General features: G+C 71.2%; 13 protein-coding genes and 1 pseudogene. 8 read left to right on the top strand and 6 right to left on the bottom strand.

All coding sequences use genetic code 11. The annotated features are described in order from the left end of the window. Positions 1-42: 42 nt before the first annotated feature. The 3 genes from BN118_RS10375 to BN118_RS10365 are packed head-to-tail and all read right to left on the bottom strand — an operon-like array spanning position 43 to position 2,944. A complete protein-coding gene (locus BN118_RS10375; RefSeq protein ID WP_003811366.1) occupies positions 43-990 on the bottom strand; it encodes a lysylphosphatidylglycerol synthase domain-containing protein in 948 nt (315 codons plus the stop codon). Beyond that, positions 987-2,189, bottom strand: a complete 1,203-nt coding sequence (clsB, locus tag BN118_RS10370) for a cardiolipin synthase ClsB (protein WP_003811370.1) — start codon at positions 2,187-2,189, stop codon at positions 987-989. The genes BN118_RS10375 and clsB overlap by 4 nt, the downstream gene beginning before the upstream one ends. Beyond that, positions 2,186-2,944, bottom strand: coding sequence for an endonuclease/exonuclease/phosphatase family protein (locus BN118_RS10365; protein WP_003811372.1), 759 nt, complete (start codon positions 2,942-2,944; stop codon positions 2,186-2,188). Before BN118_RS10365 ends, clsB begins: the two co-directional genes overlap by 4 nt. A 123-nt stretch (positions 2,945-3,067) precedes the next feature. Between BN118_RS10365 and BN118_RS19520 the strand changes: the two genes are divergently transcribed. The 4 genes and pseudogenes from BN118_RS19520 (at position 3,068) to BN118_RS10350 (ending at position 7,526) form a co-directional block, all read left to right on the top strand. Further along, positions 3,068-3,280, top strand: coding sequence for a hypothetical protein (locus tag BN118_RS19520; RefSeq protein ID WP_023994767.1), 213 nt, complete (start codon positions 3,068-3,070; stop codon positions 3,278-3,280). 57 nt (positions 3,281-3,337) lie between these two features. Next, entirely contained in the window at positions 3,338-3,970 is a 633-nt protein-coding gene (locus BN118_RS10360; protein WP_003811375.1) for a PadR family transcriptional regulator, read from the top strand. Positions 3,971-3,995: 25 nt separating this feature from the next. Continuing rightward, positions 3,996-4,764, top strand: a pseudogene (locus tag BN118_RS10355) (siderophore-interacting protein). A 161-nt stretch (positions 4,765-4,925) separates the two neighbouring features. After that, on the top strand, positions 4,926-7,526 hold the full coding sequence (locus BN118_RS10350) for a BP1344/BB2830 family autotransporter (RefSeq protein ID WP_014905796.1): 2,601 nt from the start codon (positions 4,926-4,928) through the stop codon (positions 7,524-7,526). Here the strand turns inward: BN118_RS10350 and BN118_RS10345 are convergent. Then, positions 7,514-10,933 (bottom strand): TM0106 family RecB-like putative nuclease, encoded by a 3,420-nt coding sequence (locus BN118_RS10345; protein WP_014905795.1) that lies wholly within the window; start codon positions 10,931-10,933, stop codon positions 7,514-7,516. The genes BN118_RS10350 and BN118_RS10345 overlap by 13 nt on opposite strands. Before the next feature lie 7 nt (positions 10,934-10,940). Further along, complete coding sequence (locus BN118_RS10340; RefSeq protein WP_014905794.1) at positions 10,941-11,846, bottom strand: LysR family transcriptional regulator; 906 nt, start codon at positions 11,844-11,846, stop codon at positions 10,941-10,943. Positions 11,847-11,984: 138 nt separating this feature from the next. On the opposite strand from BN118_RS10340, the gene BN118_RS10335 reads away from it, so the two are divergent. Further along, a complete protein-coding gene (locus BN118_RS10335; RefSeq protein WP_014905793.1) occupies positions 11,985-12,563 on the top strand; it encodes an NADPH-dependent FMN reductase in 579 nt (192 codons plus the stop codon). Beyond that, positions 12,560-13,471: an HpcH/HpaI aldolase/citrate lyase family protein gene (locus tag BN118_RS10330; protein ID WP_003811382.1), complete on the top strand. Its 912-nt coding sequence runs from the start codon at positions 12,560-12,562 to the stop codon at positions 13,469-13,471. Before BN118_RS10335 ends, BN118_RS10330 begins: the two co-directional genes overlap by 4 nt. 13 nt (positions 13,472-13,484) lie before the next feature. On the opposite strand, the gene BN118_RS10325 is transcribed toward BN118_RS10330, so the two are convergent. Further along, entirely contained in the window at positions 13,485-14,165 is a 681-nt protein-coding gene (locus BN118_RS10325; RefSeq protein WP_010930315.1) for a GntR family transcriptional regulator, read from the bottom strand. 201 nt (positions 14,166-14,366) lie between these two features. On the opposite strand from BN118_RS10325, the gene BN118_RS10320 reads away from it, so the two are divergent. After that, positions 14,367-16,406, top strand: a complete 2,040-nt coding sequence (locus BN118_RS10320) for an acetate--CoA ligase family protein (RefSeq protein ID WP_014905792.1) — start codon at positions 14,367-14,369, stop codon at positions 16,404-16,406. Positions 16,407-16,424: 18 nt separating this feature from the next. Beyond that, on the top strand, positions 16,425-17,411 hold the full coding sequence (locus tag BN118_RS10315; RefSeq protein WP_014486069.1) for a Bug family tripartite tricarboxylate transporter substrate binding protein: 987 nt from the start codon (positions 16,425-16,427) through the stop codon (positions 17,409-17,411). Positions 17,412-17,419 lie beyond the last annotated feature (8 nt).

Raw genomic sequence — 17,419 nt, 5'->3', positions numbered from 1 at the left:
GAAGCGGGAACAGCGCCGCAGCAGCAAGCGCCGTGCCCGGGCTCAACCGGCCGCCGCGCGCCGGTGGCGCCATTCGGCGCCCAGGTAGGCCGGCAGCGCCACGCACAGCGGTATCCACGCATACAGCAAGCGGTACATCAGCACCGCGCCCAGGCTTTCGCTGGCCGGCATGCGGGTGGCCAACGCGGCGGCGAACAGGGCCTCGATCACGCCCAGCCCGCCCGGAATGTGGGCCAGCAGCGCGGCGATGCTGCTGAACAACAGGATGGCCAGGACTTCCGGATACGGCGCGCGGCCCTGCAGCAGGACGTAGATGATGCCGCCCATGATGGCCCACGACACGCCGGCCAGGCCCATCTGCCGCAGCGCGGTCGGCAGGTCGGGCAGCACCCAGCGGTGGCCGCGCAAGGTATAGGCGCGCCGCCGCGCGTACCGGCACAGGTACAGGTAGGCCAGCGCGCCGGCCAGCAGCGCCGCGCCCACGGTGCGCAGCAGGCCGGCGCCCAGGTGCCAGCCGGCGGGCGTGGGCATCTGGCCGGCCAGTAGAAGGGCGCCGGCCAGCCAGGCGTAGCCCACCCAGTTGGTGGCGGTGGCGAACGCCACCACGCGCAGTCCGCAGGCGGTGCGCAAGCCGTGGCGCCCGTACAGCCGCAGGCGCACGGCGACCCCACCCAGCAGGACGCCCAGGTTCAGGTTGAGCGCATAGCTGGTCATGGCGATGGCCGCCACCTGCCAGGCGGGCAGGCGGTGGCCGGCATAGCGGCGCGCCAGGATGTCGAAGCCGGCGTAGGCCAGGTAGCCGGCCAGCGCCAGCGCGGCGGCCAGCGCCACGGCCGGGCCGGGGATATCGTGGGCGGCGCGCGCCACCGCGTGCCAGTCGATGCGGCGCGCCTGGTACAGCAATACCCCGACGACGGCCAGGCCGACGATGCCGGCCAGCCAGGCGCCCAGGCGGCGCCGGCGGTGTCCATGATGGTGCGCGTGCCTCATGTCGCCTCGTCCGGTTGGCCCTGGCCATCGGGCCGCAGGGTCTGGATGCGGGGCTTGTGGGCGGGCAGGCTGCCGGCCCAGGCGGGAAAGCGCCGCAGGAAGTGGTAGACCAGCGCGCCGGCGAACAGCCGCCGCAGCTGGCGCCCTGCGCCATCGCTTTGCGGCGCCGGGCGGCAATGGTCGATCGCCAACCGTTCCAGCCGCTCTCGCAGGCCGCTGGCGAAGGCGCTGTCGCGCACCTCGACATTGGCCTCCAGGTTCAGCGCCAGGCTGAACGGATCGAGGTTGCTCGACCCGACCGTGGCCCACTCGTCGTCGATGCTGGCGACCTTGCCGTGCAACGGACGCTCGCAGTATTCGAGGATTTCCACGCCGGCCTCGGCCAGGGCGTCGTACAGCAGGCGCGCGCCCAGCTGCGCGATGGGCATGTCGGGCTCGCCCTGCAGGATCAGGCGCACGCGCACCCCGCGCGCGGCCGCCGCGCGCAGGTCGCGCAGCAAGCGGTAGCCGGGAAAGAAATACGCGTTGGCGATCACGATGTCGCGGCGCGCGGCCCGAATCGCCACGCGGTAGCTTTGCTCGATATCGTTGGTGTGCTGGTCGTTGTCGCGCACCACCAGGCGCGCGCGCGCCGGGCCGGCGGCCTGCGGCGGCGCGGCCGGCCGCGCGCGGCGCCAGCGCCGCCGCGGCACGGCGGCCAGCGCGGCGCGCGCGAAATCGCGGATGTCGGCCGCCAGCGGGCCGGCGATTTCGATGGCGTAGTCCTGCTTGGACTGGGGGCCGTAGTCGTCGAGATGATCGGCCGAGAAATTCAGGCCGCCGACGTAGGCCAGCGTGCCATCGATGGCGACGATCTTGCGGTGCAGGCGGCGAAACAGATTGGTGCGCATGCCCAGCAGGCGCGGGCGCGGATCGAATACATGGAACCCCACGCCCAGTTCGACCAGGCCGGCGATGAAGTCCGGCGGCAGGCTGTCCGAGCCATAGCCGTCGACCGTGACGTCGATGCGCACGCCGCGCCGCGCCGCCGCCATCAGCGCCTCGCGCAGTTCGCGCCCGACCGCGTCGTCGAACAGGATGAAGGTCTCGATGAGGATTTCCTCGCGGGCCTTGCCGATGGCTGTGTAGACCCGCGGGAAATAGCTGGCGCCATTCTCGAGAATGGCGAAGCGGTTGCCGTCGCGCCAGGGCGTGCTCACAACGTCACCTCGGCGGCCAGCGGCACATGGTCGGACAGCCGCGACCATGGACGCCGGCTCAGGCGGCGCGGCTCGGATCCGGCGACGTTGCGCACGTAGATGCGGTCCAGCCGCAGCAGCGGGCAGGCGGCCGGAAAGGTACGCGCCGCGTGCCCCAGCGCCAGCCGGTGGACGTCGGCCAGCCCGCAGCGCGCCAGCGTTGCGTCGGCCCGCTGGCGCCAGTCGTTGAAGTCCCCCGCCAGCAGGGCCGCGGCCTGCGCCGGCACGTGCTGGCGCAGGTACTGGCACAGGCGCCGCAGCTGCTCCTGGCGATGCGCCTCGCGCAGGCCCAGGTGCACGCACAGCGCATGCAGGGGCGCGGGCGCGTCGCGCACGTCCAGCACGCAGTGCAGCATGCCGCGCGGCTCGTGCGCCGCGCCCACGCTCAGGTCCTCGTTGCGGTGCGAGACGATCGGATACTTGGACAATACGGCGTTGCCATGGTGGCCATCGGGGTAGACGGCGTTGCGGCCATAGGCATAGGCGCTCCACAGGGTGTCGGCCAGGAACTCGTATTGCGAGACCGCCGGCCAGCGCGCGTGGCGCGCCGCGTGCCGCTGGTGTTCGCCCAGCACTTCCTGCAGGAACACGAGATCCGGCCGTGCCTCGCGCAGGGCCTCGCGCAGTTCGTGCAGGATGAAACGGCGGTTGAAGCTGGTGAAGCCTTTGTGTGCATTGACGGTCAGGATCCTGAGCCGGATCGGTTCTGGCGGCATGAGCACTCCGGACGGCGAGATGCCGCAGCCCAGCAAACCGCGTGCCCGCCACACGATGGCGCGGGCACGACGCTTGCGCTACGCTGGTTCCCGATGGTTCGCGCCCGCCCCAAGGAGACGACGATGTCCGCCACGCTGCGCTGTCACGTACCCCCCAAACCCGATCCCATCCCGCCCGATTCGCCGCCCGGGGACCTGCCGGTCGACCCGGATACCGACGATCCCGATATCGACCTGCCGCCGCCCGACGCGCCTGGCGGCCTCGGTTCGCTTCCTGCTCTCCTGACGGCGCCTGCGTGCGGCTTGCCGGGGCGGCGCTTTCTACACGCTGCTTGACAGTTCCGCGGCGGTCGATATATCGTAAGACATATATCTTACGATATAGGTGACCCTATGCATCCATTTCACGTCTTTGCCATGTCCGCGCACGGCGGCCGCGGCGGCGGCCATGCCGGGGGACGGCACGGCGGCGGCCACGGCGCCGGCGGCGACGGCCCCGACTGGCGGCGCGGCCGCAAGTTTTCGGCCGACGACCTGCAGTTGATGATCCTGGCGCTGCTCGACGAAGGCCCCAGCCATGGCTACGAGCTCATCAAGGCGCTGGGCGCGCGCAGCCGCGGCTTCTATACGCCCAGCCCGGGCATGGTCTATCCGACCCTGACCTGGCTGGAAGAGGCCGGCCACGCCACGGTCAGCCAGGACGGCGCGCGCAAGCACTACCACCTGGCCGAACCGGGCCGCGCGCATCTGCAGGCCAACCGCGAGCGCGTCACGCTGCTGATGGCGCAACTGGCCCATGTCGGGCGCAAGATGGAGTGGATGCGGCGCGCCTGGGCCGGGCAGCCCATCGAAACCGGCTCCGAAGGCGAGGACCTGGCCACCGGCTGGCTGCCCGAGTACGTGCAGGCGCGCATGGCGCTGAAACAGGCGCTGGCGCGCCACGCCGACGCCACGCCCGCGCGGCAGCGGCAATTGGCCGCCATCCTGGCGCGCGCGGCCGCCGAACTGGACGACCTGTCGTCCTGACACAAATTTCCCTGGAAAACCTGTAATGCCCCCAACCGAACTGAACGTGCAGCGGGTACGCCATCCGCTGAAAATGCGCCTGCTCGAAGTCAAGCGCGTGACGCGGCCCACGCCGCATCTGGCGCGCATCACCCTGGCCGGCGACGCTCTGCGCGACTTCGTCTCGGCATCGTTCGACGACCACGTCAAGGTGTTCTTCCCGCCGCCTGGCGCGGCGCGGCCGGTCCTGCCCGAACTGGGGCCGGACGGCCTGGTGTTCGCCGAGGGCGAACCCCGCCCGCCCATGCGCGATTACACGCCGCGCCGCCACGACGCGCGCGCCGGCGAGCTCGACCTGGAGTTCGTGCTGCATGGCGAAGGGCCGGCCGCCAGCTGGGCGGCCCGGGCCGCGCGGCTCGTTCGTGGTGCCGCTCGAATACGACTGGCATTTGCTGGTGGGCGACGAAAGCGCCTTGCCGGCGATCGCGCGCCGCCTCGAGGAATTGCCGCCCGGCAAGCCCGTCATCGCCCTGATCGAGGTCGCCGACCCCGCGGCCCGGCTGGCGCTGTCGACCCGCGCGCAGGCCAGCGTGCAATGGCTGCTGCGCGAGCCGGCCGGCAGCCGTCTGCCCGAGGCCGTGCGCGCGCTGCGCCTGCCGCCGGGCGAAGGCTACGCCTGGGCCGCGGCCGAGGCGGCCGTTGCGCGCGCGGTGCGGCAGGCGCTGGTCGACACGCACGGGCTGGACAAAAGCCGCATCCGCGCCGCCAGCTACTGGAAGCGCGGCGAGGCGGCCGTGCACGAAACGCATGATTGAGCCGACGCCGGCCTTGTGACATCGACGCAACGGGGCGCCGGGCGCGCGCCCTTGCAAAAGCGACAGAAAATGGCGTAATTTTTACAAATTGCACACATCTCTCGCGTATCCAGCCGCTACTCTCGCACAAACTATGCAAGATGTTGCGAACTGGAGCCCCGATGCGTAGCGCCCGCCGCCGTACCCCAGCACGACTTGCCCCGTTGCCGGCCATGCTGGCCGCCGCCGGCCTGCTGCAATCCTTGGGCGCGACGCCCGCGGCCGCGGCCTGTGCGCCCACGCTGGCGCCAGCCAGCGGGCAGAGCGTGCAATGCGACGGCGCCGTGGTCAACCAGTCGGTCGAGGCGGCGGCCGGCAGCCAGAACGTAACCATCACGGTGGCGCCCGGCGCGCTGTTCTCGACCAACGCGACGCGGGCGCTGTCGGTCGATGACCGCAGCCGTATCGTCAACGAGGGCACGATCCAGATGGCCGGCGGCGCCGGCGCCTCGCGCGGCGCCATGGTGGGTTTCGGCGACAACAACCAGTTGATCAACCGCGGATCGATCACGACATCGGGCAGCGGCGTGCGCGGCATCTCGGTGCCCAACGTCGGCAGTACCGGGACGCTGGTCGACAACAGCGGCAGCATCCGCACCCAGGGCGCCAGCGCGCACGGCATCGCCATCAACGGCCCGGGCAACCGCGTCCAGAACAGCGGCGCCATCACCGTCAACGGCACCGACGCCAAGGGCGTGTATCTGCAAGGCGGCAGCCCCGCGGCCAACGTACTGGTCAACGGCGGCACCATCCATGCGCGCGGCGCCAGCAGCAACGGCATATTCGGCCCCGACGGCGTGCATGTGAACACCACCAACGCCAACGGCTTTCATGCCCGCGTCGAGAACCTGCCCGGCGGGCGCATCCTCAGCGATCACTCGTATGCGCTGCGCGGGCAGAACGGCAACGATACCTTCATCAACGCCGGCTACCTGCAAGGGCACGGCGGGGCCGGCCGCGACACGGCCGTCTACATGGGCCCCCAGGGCACGGGCACGCTGATCCTGCGCACCGGCTCGGCCATCGCCGGCCTGGCCGACGGCGGCGGGGCGGCCAGCCATGCGTATCTGGAGGGCAGCGGCACGGTGGACAACCGGTTCGCCAACTTCCGCACCCTGACCATGCGCGGCGCCGACTGGCGCTGGACCTCGGACGCCGCGTTCACCGAAAGCGTGGACCTGCGCACCGGCACATTCTTTCTTGCCGGCACGCTCGCCAGCCCGGCCAACCGCCTGGCCGCCGGCGCGGTGCTGGCCGGCACCGGCACGCTGGCCGGCGCATTGCGCAACGCCGGCGAAATCCGGCCCGGCCCGAACGACGGCAGCGGCTACGGCGCGCTGACGGTGCGCGGCGATTACACCGGCGCGGGCGGCGCGCTGCGCGTCAACACGGTGCTGGCCGGCGACGGGGCCGCCTCGGACAGGCTGGTCATCGATGGCGGGCACGCCGGCGGCAGCACCCCGGTCACGGTGGTCAACCGGGGCGGGCAGGGCGCGCTGACCGCGGCCGACGGCATCCTGGTGGTCCAGGCCATCAATGGCGCAAGCTCGGACGCCGGCGCCTTCTCGCTGGCCGCCCCCCTCAACGCCGGCGCATACGAGTACAGGCTGTACCGCGGCGGCGCCACGGGCGCCGCGCCGGACAGCTGGTACCTGCGCTCGCGGGCCTATCTGGTCGAGGACCAACTGGCCGGCAGCCTTGCCGAAGCCGAGGCGATCGCCGACGACATCGGCCGGCGCACCGGCGAGCGGCCGAGCATCGAGGACACGCCGCTGTACCGGCCCGAGGTGGCGCTGTACAGCAGCATTCCCATGCTGGCGCGGCGCATGGGCCTGGCCCAGCTGGGCACCTTCCACGAACGGCAGGGCAACCAGGCGCTGCTGGCGCGCGACGGCGAACGCGTCGCGGCCTGGGCGCGCGCCTATGGCGGCAACAGCAAGCAGGCGCTCGACGGCGATGCGCAACCCGGCATCGACGCCCGCCTGGCCGGCGTGCAACTGGGGCAGGACCTCTACAGCAGCGTGCGCCCGGACGGCGGACAGCACCGCTTCGGGCTGTTCGGCGGCTATGGCCAGGCGCGCGGCGACACCCACGGCTCGGCCGGCGGCGAGCGCGACGCCGCTACCGGCCGGCTGACCATCGACGGCTACAGCGTCGGCGGCTACTGGACCTATGTCGGCCCGCGCGGGTGGTACGTGGATGCCGTGCTGGCCAACACCTGGATGGACATCGACACCGACTCCAAGGCCGGGCGCGACGCCGATACGCGCGGCCAGGCGTTCACGGCTTCGCTGGAAAGTGGCTACCCGCTGGCGCTGTCCGAGCGCTGGACGCTGGAGCCGCAGGCGCAGCTCATCTACCAGCACACGCGCGTCGACGGTTTCTCGGACGCCGTGTCCGAGGTGCGCATCCGCGACGACAACGCGCTGACCGTCCGCCTGGGCGCCCGGCTGCAGGGCGAGTACGCGGCCGCCGCGCAGGTGTGGCGCCCCTACGCGGCGCTGAATTTCTGGCGCACCTTCAGCGGCGAGAACACCGTCGTGCTGGGCGAAGACAGCATCGATACCCGGCGCGGCGCGACCTCGCTCGAACTGGCGGCCGGCGCCAGCGTGACGCTGGCCCGCAGCCTGGCCCTCTACGGCAGGCTGGCCTATGCCACCAGCATCGACAGCCAGTATCTGCGCGGCGCTTCGGCGCAGCTGGGGATGCGCTACACCTGGTAAGGCGACGCGCTGCCCGTCTCGGCCACCCAGCACAAGGTGTTGACCAGGGCCATCTGCTCGGCGCTGCGGCAGCGCACCGCCGTCAGCGCCGGGCTGGCGACCAGGATGGCCAGCGTGCGGGCGCGCGATATCGCCACATTGAGGCGATTGCGGCTGAACAGGAACTCCAGGTCGCGCGGCAGGTAATCGCCGCTGGAGGTCGCCATGGAGACGATCACGACCTGGGCCTCCTGGCCCTGGAACTTGTCGACCGTGCCCACGCGCGCGCCGTCGGGCAGGGCGGCGCGCAGGGTATTGACCTGCACGTTGTACGGCGCGACGAACAGGATGTCATCCAGCGTCAGCGGCGCGGGCGCGCCGGCTTCGTCCACATGGCGCTGGCGCAGCAGGAGCGCGCACAGTTCGGCCACGCGCGCGGCTTCCTCGCGGCTGGATTGCGTATTGCCGTCGTGCGGCACGGGTACGTAGCGGATGCCGTGCGCGGGCAGTTCGCGGCCGGCCGCCTCGTCGAGCAGCAGGCGGTGGGCCGCGGTGGCCGGCGCCGCGCGCAGCCTGCCGTCGTAGATGGCTTCGGAAATGAAACCGCAGATCTCCGGATGCATGCGGTACGAGGTGTCCAGGAAAACGCCCTGCGACGCCGCGATGGTGGCCTGGCCGTCGAGCAGGTAGTCCAGCGCCGATTCGCCCGAACGGCCCGGATGCGTGCCCTGGCTGGGCTGGCCGAGCTGCATCTGGTCGCCCAGCAGCACGATGTTGCGCGCGCACTGGCCCATGGCGACGAGGTTGGCCAGGCTGACCTGGCCCGCCTCGTCGACGAACAGATAGTCGAACGCCTGCTCGAACTCGGGGCGGGCGAACAGCCACGCGGTGCCGGCCACCAGTTGATGGCGCGCCGGATCGACGTCCTTGTTGTCGAACACATCCTCGATCTGCGCGCCGCCCAGGCAGCTGTCGTCGCCGGCGCTGGTGGATTTCTTGGCGCCGCGCAAGGCAAAGCCTTCCCGCTCGGCCAGCCGCTCCAGGCCGCGCAGCAGATTGTTGATGGCGTGGTGGCTGTTGGACGATACGGCCACGCGCCGGCCGGCGCGCAGCAGCTGCAGCAGCACCCGCGAACCGGTGTAGGTCTTGCCGGCGCCGGGCGGCCCTTGCAGGAACAAGGTGGTTTCGTCCATGCGCGCCACGACATCCAGCACCTGGGGCAACAGCTCGGCGTGCGGCGCGACCAGCGGCGCGCCGCGCGCCAGGCCGCGGATGCGCGGGGGCTCGCGGCGCAGCAGCGCGTCCACGGCGCGCATCGGCGTGGACATGCCGTCCGGCGCCCGGCACACCGCGTCGCCGTAGCGGAACACCGCGTTGACCAGCTCCTTGTTGTTGACCGGCGCCGCGGGCCCCAGCGCCATGCGCGGCGGCGGCGCGGGTTTGCGCGCGCTGCAGGTGAAGCTGGCCAGGCGCGCGTGCGGGTCGACCACCAGATTGGCCAGGCTGGCGCCGGTGCGCACGTCGGTGCAGCGCGCGCCGGTGCGCAGCTTGGTTTCCTGCGCGGGATAGCGGTAGGTATAGCGCAACGACTGCGCCTGCCGTACGGGCGGCGCCGCGTCGTCGCGCGCCAGCCCGCCCAGGCATTCGGCGTCCTCGATCAGCTCGCCGTCGGTGGCTTCGGCGCGCGCGAACCAGGCCCACCAGGCGGGCTTCTGTTCGCGCCGGTGGAAGTCCAGCAGGTGCCACGCCAGCGCCCGGAACGCGTCGCGCGGCGACCAGGCGGCTTCGTCGGCCGGCAGATCGTCGGCCAGCGCGGCCCGGTAGGGCAGCAGGCGGCGCTCGGCCTCGGTCATCTCGCCGATGACAGCCCGCGCGGCGTCGAGGTCCTGCTGGCCGGCCTCGTTGTGCCACGGCAGGGCGGCGGGGCGGATGCCGCACAGCCAGTCGCGCAAGCGCCAGGTGGAGATCACGTCGTCGCGGTTGTAGTCGGCGATGTCCTGCAGCAGGCGCGGCTCGTCGGTGGCTTTCCAGCGCTCGTAGTACACGATGCTGGCGCCGGCATTGGTGACCTCGCCCGCGCGCCGCGGCAGGTAGAAGCGCTCGACGTACTTGATGGAATAGCTGGGCTCGGAGATGCGCAGCCCTTCGCGCACGACACGGTACAGGTCAACCAGCTTGCCGGCGCGCAGCAGGTGGTCGACCTCCGCTTCCCGGGTGCCGTGCAGCGACATCAGCTTCTTCAAGGCCGTGGCCTCGTAGGGCGCATAGTGATAGATGTGCGCATCGGGATGGCGCCGCAGCCGTTCGGCCACGAAATCCATGAAGGCTTCGAACGCCTGCTTCTCCTGGCGCCGGTCGTGGGCCCAGAACGGCACGAAGCGTTCGGCGCCGTCGTCGATGACATACAGGCCGAACAGGTACTCGAGGCCGCCGTCCTCGAGCGGATCGCCCTCCATGTCGAAGAACATGTCGCCGGGGTCCGGGCGGGGCAGGCGCGCCAGGCCCCGCGGTCCCTCGTCCTGCGCCGCCAGCAGCTCGTAGTGGCGCGCGCCATCGACGCGGGCGCGCCATTGCAGGGCGGCCTGCGCGCGCAGCCGCTGCAGCGTGCCGGCTTCGATGCCGGCCACCTGCGCGTGCTCGGGCAGGGCGCCGAGCTGCGCCAGCGTGGCCACGCCCTGGGCGTTCAGGCGCCGGGCCTGCTGGCGCGACATGCCGGCCACCAGCGAAAGATGGTCGTCGGCGACGCGGCGCGCTTCGCAGGCCACGCGCCAGCGGCACTGCGGGCAATGCTCGCAGGGCTCGGGATAGGTCGGCGGCGCCGGCTCGGCGGCGATCGCAGCCTCGAAGCGCCTCAGGACCTGCCGCAGGTAATGGGCGTAGTCGGCCACGCGCAGCGCCAGCTCGCGGCCGCTGCCCAGCACCACATGCATGCTGCGCGGCGCGACGCCTTGCGCGTGCTCCAGCAACCAGGCGTAGAACGACAGCTGCAGCACGAAGCTGGCGCGCGGGCTGCGCGCCAGCTTCGTGTCCAGCGCCTCGTAGCCGTAGTCGCCCAGCGCCGACGGGCACTCGGTGCGCAACAGGAAATCTGCATGCCCCACGTAGGGGCCGTGACAGAGCGCGGCCTGGTAGATGACCGGGGCGCCCGCGGCCATCGCCGCGCGCGTGGCGGCCAGCCGCGCCGCCAGGTCCGGACCGGCGCGCGTGACGTCGGCCAGGTCGGGGTGGCGGGCGCGCAGGCGCTCCAGCCAGGCCTGCTCGTGCGCCTGGCCCTTGGCCTGCACCAGCGCCATCTGTTCGTCGTCGGCCGCCGCCGGCGCCTGGCCCGCGTCGAGCGCGCGCAGGTCCAGTTGGGTGAGGTGTTCGCAGGCCAGGAAACCCACCAGGTCCGAGGCGGCGTAGCGCCGCGTTGCGCCGAGCTGCTGCATGGCGGGTTCAGCCTTCCTGCAGGGCCGCGAAGCGCTCGGCCAGGAAATCGACCAGCGTGCGCACCGACGACAGCAGGCCGCGCCGCGACGGAAATACCGCGTGGATCAATTCGCGGCACGGCGCCCATTCGGGCAACAGGCGCACCAGGGTGCCGTCGGCCAGCTGGCCGCGCACCATCATCGAGGGCAGCTGCACCACGCCCACGCCGGCCACCGCCGCGCTGCGCAGCGCCAGCATGTCGGTGGTGACCATGCGCGGGGCCAGGGGCACCGTGGCCTGCACGCCTTGCGGGCCGGTCAGCAGCCAGCTGTGGGGCTGGTTCGACAGGCCCAGCGCCAGTCTGGGCCAGGCGGCCAGGTCCGCGGGCAGGGCGGGCGCGCCATGGCGCGCGAGCAGGGCGGGACTGGCCACCAGGCATTGGCCGCGGTCGGCGAACGGGCGCATGACCAGGTCGCTGTTCTCCAGCGGCGGCGGACGCACACGGATCGCCACGTCCACGCCTTCGCCCAGCACGTCGACGCGGCGGTTGCTGGCGTCCAGGTGCAGGGTGACGCGCGGATAGCGCAGCATGAATTCGCCCAGCATGGCGCCGACATGGGTATGCAGCAGGGCCACGGGACAGGACAGCCGCACCACGCCGCGCGGCTCGACCTGGGCCGCGTCGATCGCCTCCTGGGCGGCCTCGGCCTCCACCAGCATGGCCTTGCAGTGTTCGTAATAGGTCTGGCCGATGTCGGTGACGGAGAAGTGGCGCGTCGAGCGCTGGATCAGGCGCACGCCCAGCCGCTCTTCGAGCACGGCGATGCGCCGGCTCAGCTTGGATTTCGGCATCCCCAGGGCGCGGCCGGCCGGCGCGAAGCCCCGGTGATCGACCGTCTGTACGAAATAATAGAGGTCGTTGAGATCCTGCATGGACGCCCCTCGATAGTTCTGAAAATAGGACAGCGCGGCCCGGAATCGCAGTCTACCCGCATTTTCGCTTCGGCAGCATGCTGGCGAGTGCCTGCTGCTATGCTGCCAACCGGGGCAGCGACACGCGAGGATTCGAACATGGCCAGACTCCACATCATCATCTGCAGCACGCGGCCCGGGCGGGTCGGGCAGGCCGTGGCCGACTGGTTCCATGCCCAGGCCCTGGCGCATGGCGGCTTCGAGGTGGCGCTGGTGGATCTGGCGCAGGTCGGGCTGCCGCTCTACGACGAGCCGCGCCACCCCATGCTGCAGCAATACGAACATGCGCACACGCGCGCCTGGAGCCGCAGCGTGGCCAGCGCCGACGCGTTCGTGTTCGTCACGCCGGAATACAACTACGGGCCGCCACCGGCGCTGGTCAATGCCCTGAACTATGTCTACAAAGAGTGGAACTACAAGCCGGCGGCTTTCGTCAGCTATGGCGGCGTCTCCGGCGGCATGCGCGCCGTGCAGGCCGAGAAGCAGACCCTGACGACCTTGCGCATGGTGCCCATCTTCGAATACGTGGCCATCCCGATGGTGGCCGAGCGCCTGGACGCGGCCGGCCGCTTCCAGCCCCAACCCATTCACGACAGCATGGCCCAGGGCCTGCTGACCGAACTGCGCCGGTTCAGCGACGCCTTGCAGGTGTTGCGCGAACCGGCCTCCACGCCATGATTCCGGACCCCGCCACGGCCCCCTCCATGAACCCTACGCAAACCACGAACCCCATGCGCCCCTTCCGCTCGGTGCTTTATACCCCCGGCGCCAACGCGCGCGCGCTGGCGCGCGCCCGCGAACTCGACGCCGATGCGCTGATTCTCGACCTGGAAGACGCGGTCGCGGTGTCGGCCAAGGAAGAGGCGCGCGTGCAGGTGACGCACGCCTTGCGCGAGGGCGGCTTCGGACGACGCAGCGTCATCGTGCGCGTCAATGGCCTGGACACGCCCTGGGGCGAGGACGATGTGCGGGCGCTGGCGCCGCTGGGTCCGCATGCGATGCTGCTGCCCAAGGTCGAACATCCCGCGCAGCTGGCGCGCGCCGCCGCGCTGGCGGCCGAGGCCGGCGCGCCGGGCCTGGCATGGTGGGCCATGATCGAAACGCCGCTGGCCATCCTCAATATCGGCGCCATCGCCGCCGCGGGCGCGCCGCTGCGGGCCCTGGTGGCCGGCACGTCGGACCTGGTCAAGGCGCTGCATGCGCGCCACACGCCGGCGCGCGCCGAAGTCCAGGCGGCGCTGTCGATGACGGTGCTGGCCGCGCGCGCGCATGGACTGCTGGCGCTCGACGGCGTGCACCTGGACCTGGCCGACGCCGAAGGCCTGCGCCACGCCTGCCGGCAAGGCCGCGACCTGGGCTTCGACGGCAAGACGCTGATCCATCCGCGCCAGATCGACAGCGCCAACGCCGCCTTCGGACCGTCGGAAGCCGAGGTCGTGCGCGCGCACGCCATCATGGCGGCCTGGCAGGACGCGCAGGCGCGCGGCGCGGGCGTGACCGTGGTCGACGGCATGCTGGTGGAAGCGCTGCACGTCGAGGACGCGCAGCGCGTGCTGGCGCTGGCCCAGGCCATCGCCGCGGACTGAATCCCTCGCGCGCTCAGGGCCGGAAGATATCCGGCGGCATGCGCTCGACCATTTCGCAGGCGCGCTTCAGGTGCGCCTTGACCTCGGCGGCGGCCTTGCGGCGGTTGCCGTCGACGATAGCCTGGGCGATGCGGCGATGCTCGTCGATCGAGGCCTGGATGGCCTGCGGCGTGATCGCACCGCCCAGCTGGAACATGATCAGCGGTAGCTGCAGCTTGCGGATCAGCTCGGCCAGCTGGGTATTGGCGCTGAGATCGGCAATGGCCTGGTGGAAGCGCCGGTTCTCGTCGAAGTAGGAAGGCCCGGCGGCCAGCGAGTGCTCGTCCCAGATCGGCCCGATGGCCTGCAGGAAACGCGCCTTGGCGGCGGGGTCATCCATGCACTCGGCGGCGCGGCGGGCCGCCAGCGCCTCCAGCTCGGCGCGGATCTCGAACAGCTCCAGCATTTCCGCCTTCGAATAGCGGCGCACCATGGTGGTCTGGTTGGGAATGCTCTCGACCAGCCCCTCGGCCGACAGGCGGCGGAACGACTCGCGCACCGGGCCGCGGCTGACGCCCAGCTGGCGCGTCAGGTCCGCCTCGACCAGGCGCTGGCCGGGCACGAGGCGCCCGCTGAGTATGCCCTGGCGCAGCGTATCGACCACGTACTCGAGCGTGCTGCCGGAAGTTGCGTTGGGCTTGCTGGTTCCTGTCATGGCGTCCATTCGGATAGGCGATAACCCTGATTGTACGACAAGTTGCCGAACGTTATTGTCCTACAAAAACGTGCATCAATATTCCGCCAGACATGGCGGCGCCCTGAAGGGGAGAACCATGCAAAACCCGGCCGTATCCGGCGCGACGCGCGATCCCGCGCTGCCGCCATTCCTGTTCCAGACACTAAGGAGAGCGCGTCCATGAACGCCGTCCAGCGCATAGGCAAGCTGCTCAATCCGAGCAGCATCGCAATCGTCGGCGCCTCGCCGGCGCCCAACAAGCTGGCCGGCCAGCTGATCCCGGCGCTGCGCGAAGGCGGCTACGAAGGCGCCATCTATCCTGTCAACCCGCGCTACCAGGAAGTGGCCGGCCTGCGCTGCTTCGCCTCGGTCGGCGATATTCCGGACGAGGTCGACCACTGCGTGATCGTGGTCGGCAAGGAGCGGGTGCCGCAGGTCTTGCGCGATTGCTGCGCCAAGCAGGTACCCGGCGCCAGCATTTACATCTCGGGCTACGCCGAGGCCAGCGGCGACGGGCGCGAGGCGCAGCGCGCGCTCGAGGAGGCGGCCAGCGCGCTGACCTTCATCGGCCCCAACTGCATGGGCTTTTCCAACCTGACGGCGCGCGTCATGGCCGCGCCCTCGGCCGTGCTCAAGCGGGCCGAGGGCGTGGGCGACGTGGCGCTGGTGTCGCAAAGCGGCGGGCTGGCCTATGCAACGATGGCGTACTACGCCCAGCGCGACGGGCTGGGCTTCAGCCATATCGTCAATACCGGCAATTCGGCTGGCGTCTCGTACAGCGACCTGATCGAATACATGTTCCAGGATCCGGCCACGCGCGTGGTGCTGGCCGTGGCCGAAGCCGAGCGCGCCGCCTGCGAGGTGATCGACGCGGTGCACCGGCTGGGCCTGCGCAAACCGGTGGTCCTGCTCAAGCTGGGGCGCGGGCAGACGGGCACGCGCATGGCCTTGTCGCACACCGGCTCGCTGGCCGGCGACTACCGCCTGGTGCGCGACGTGGCCGAGCAGCACGGCATTGCCTGCGCCGACGACGTGGACCAGGCGCTGGGCCTGTGCGAGCTGTTGCGCCACGGCTTCGGCGCCGAGCATGCCGAGGGTATCGCCTCGCTGTGCATATCGGGCGGCAACATCACCTTGTTCGCCGACCAGGCCGATGCCCATGGACTGGGATTTGCCGAGCTGGACGCCGCCACCGAGGCGCGCCTGACGGCGGTGCTGCCGGACTATATCTCGGTGCACAACCCGATCGACATCACCGCGCTGGGCTACGAGAATCCGGCGTTGCATGCCGACGTGCTGGACGTGCTGCTGACCGACGCGGCGGTGCGCACCGTCGTGCCCATCCTGACCACGGTGGACGATTACACGGAAGTCTGCCGCCTGCTGGCCGACGTGCGCGCCAGGACGCGCTGCGCCATGATCGCCTTGTGGAACGGCGGCTCGTACGAGACTCGTTCGCGCGAAATCCTGCGCGAGGCCGCCATACCGGTGTTCCATTCGGCCGCCTTGCTGGCAGCCTGCCTGCAGCGGCTGCGCCGCGCCGCCGGCCGGCGCGCGCCTATGCAGGCCGCGTCCGCCGCGCCGGTGGCCGACGGCGCGCTGCGCGCCCTGCGCGAGAGCGAGGCCATGCAATGGCTGGCCGGGCATGGCGTGGCGGTACCACCGCTGCGCGCCTGTGCCCGCGCCGGCCTGGCCGAGGCGGCGCGCGAGGTGGGCTACCCGCTGGTCATCAAGGCCGATTCGGCCGACACCCATATTTCCGACCAGGACAGCGTGATCCTGAATATCCGCAATGACGGCGAGCTGGCGCAGGCGCTCGAGCGCGTGGCCGGCTGGCCGGACGAGCGCGTGCTGGCCATGCGCTATTTGCCCGGGCAGGAGCTGGTGGCCGGCGTGCTGGCGCATCCGCAACTGGGCCAGGTGCTGATGGTGGGTTCGGGCGGGCAGTGGGTGGAACTGCTCAAGGATGTGCGCTTCGCCGCGCTGCCGGCCAGCCGCGACGAACTGGCCGACGCCCTGGCCGGCACGCTGGTCGGGCGCGCGCTGCACGCGCGCTTTCGCGGCGCGGCGGGCTATGACGAGGCGGTCGGGCTGCTGGCGGCCCTGGCCGAGGCGGCCGTGCGGGCCGGCCCGCAAGTGGCGCAGATCGAACTCAACCCAGTGACGGTGGGCCGTCACGGCGCGGTGGCGGTCGATGCCGCCGTCTACCTGCGCGCTTAGCGCGAATCAACCGAGGAGATGACCATGAAAAGAATCACGACCCTGTTGCGCGTGCTGGCGTTGGCCGGGGCGATCGCGCCGATGTGGGCGCAGGCCGCCGACTTTCCCAGCAAGCCGGTGCGCGTGGTGGTGCCTTATTCGCCAGGCGGCCCGGCCGACGCGCTGATGCGCGCGGTGGGGCAGAAGCTGAGCGACAAGTGGGGCCAGCCCGTCATCGTGGAGAACCGCCCGGGCGCCAACGAGATCATCGGCGCCGATACCGTGATCAAGGCCGCCCCCGACGGATACACGCTGCTGCTGGGCTCCGAGGCCGCGTTCTCGCTCAACCCGCAGCTGTACGCCAAGCTGTCGTACAAGCCGGCCGACCTGGCGCCGGTCAGCCGGCTGGTCACGGCGCAGTTGATGCTGGTGACGCGCCCTGATTTCCCGGCCGACGACGTGGCCGGGCTCATCAAGCACCTGAAGGCCAACCCGGGCAAGTACACCTATGGCATCACCGGCATCGGCGGCGTGCTGCACCTGGCCGGAGCGTGGTTCAACCAGCTCTATGGGGTGCAGACCAGCGAGGTGCCGTACAAGGGCCTGCCGCTGGCCATGCAGGACGTCATGGCCGGGCGGGTGGACATGCTGTTCGCCATTGCCGGCGGCCCCATGCCGCACGTGGCCACCGGCAAGCTGAAGGCGACCGCGCTGGCCGGGCCGCACCGCGTGGCGATCGCGCCCGATGTGCCCACGTTCGCGCAAGCCGGCTATCCCGAATTCGACGCGTCGGTCTACTTCGCGCTGGCGGCGCCGGCCGGCACTCCCGAGGATGTGCGCCGCAAGGTGGCCGACGACGTGGGCGCGGTGGTCAGCAACGCCGACTTCGTGGCTCGCAACCTGACCGCCATCGGCTTCGAACCGGTGCGCGAAACCCCGCAGGCGTTCGCCGCCTTCCTCGAGCTGGACCGCGGCGTCGCGGCCCAACGCGTGCAGGCGGCCGGCGTCAAGCTGGACCAACCCTGATTTTCCCC

Source organism: Bordetella pertussis 18323, from assembly GCF_000306945.1.
GTDB classification, from domain to species: Bacteria; Pseudomonadota; Gammaproteobacteria; order Burkholderiales; family Burkholderiaceae_B; genus Bordetella; species Bordetella pertussis.
Note: the sequence above shows the minus strand (reverse complement) of the source record. Positions and strands in the feature narration are given on the sequence as shown.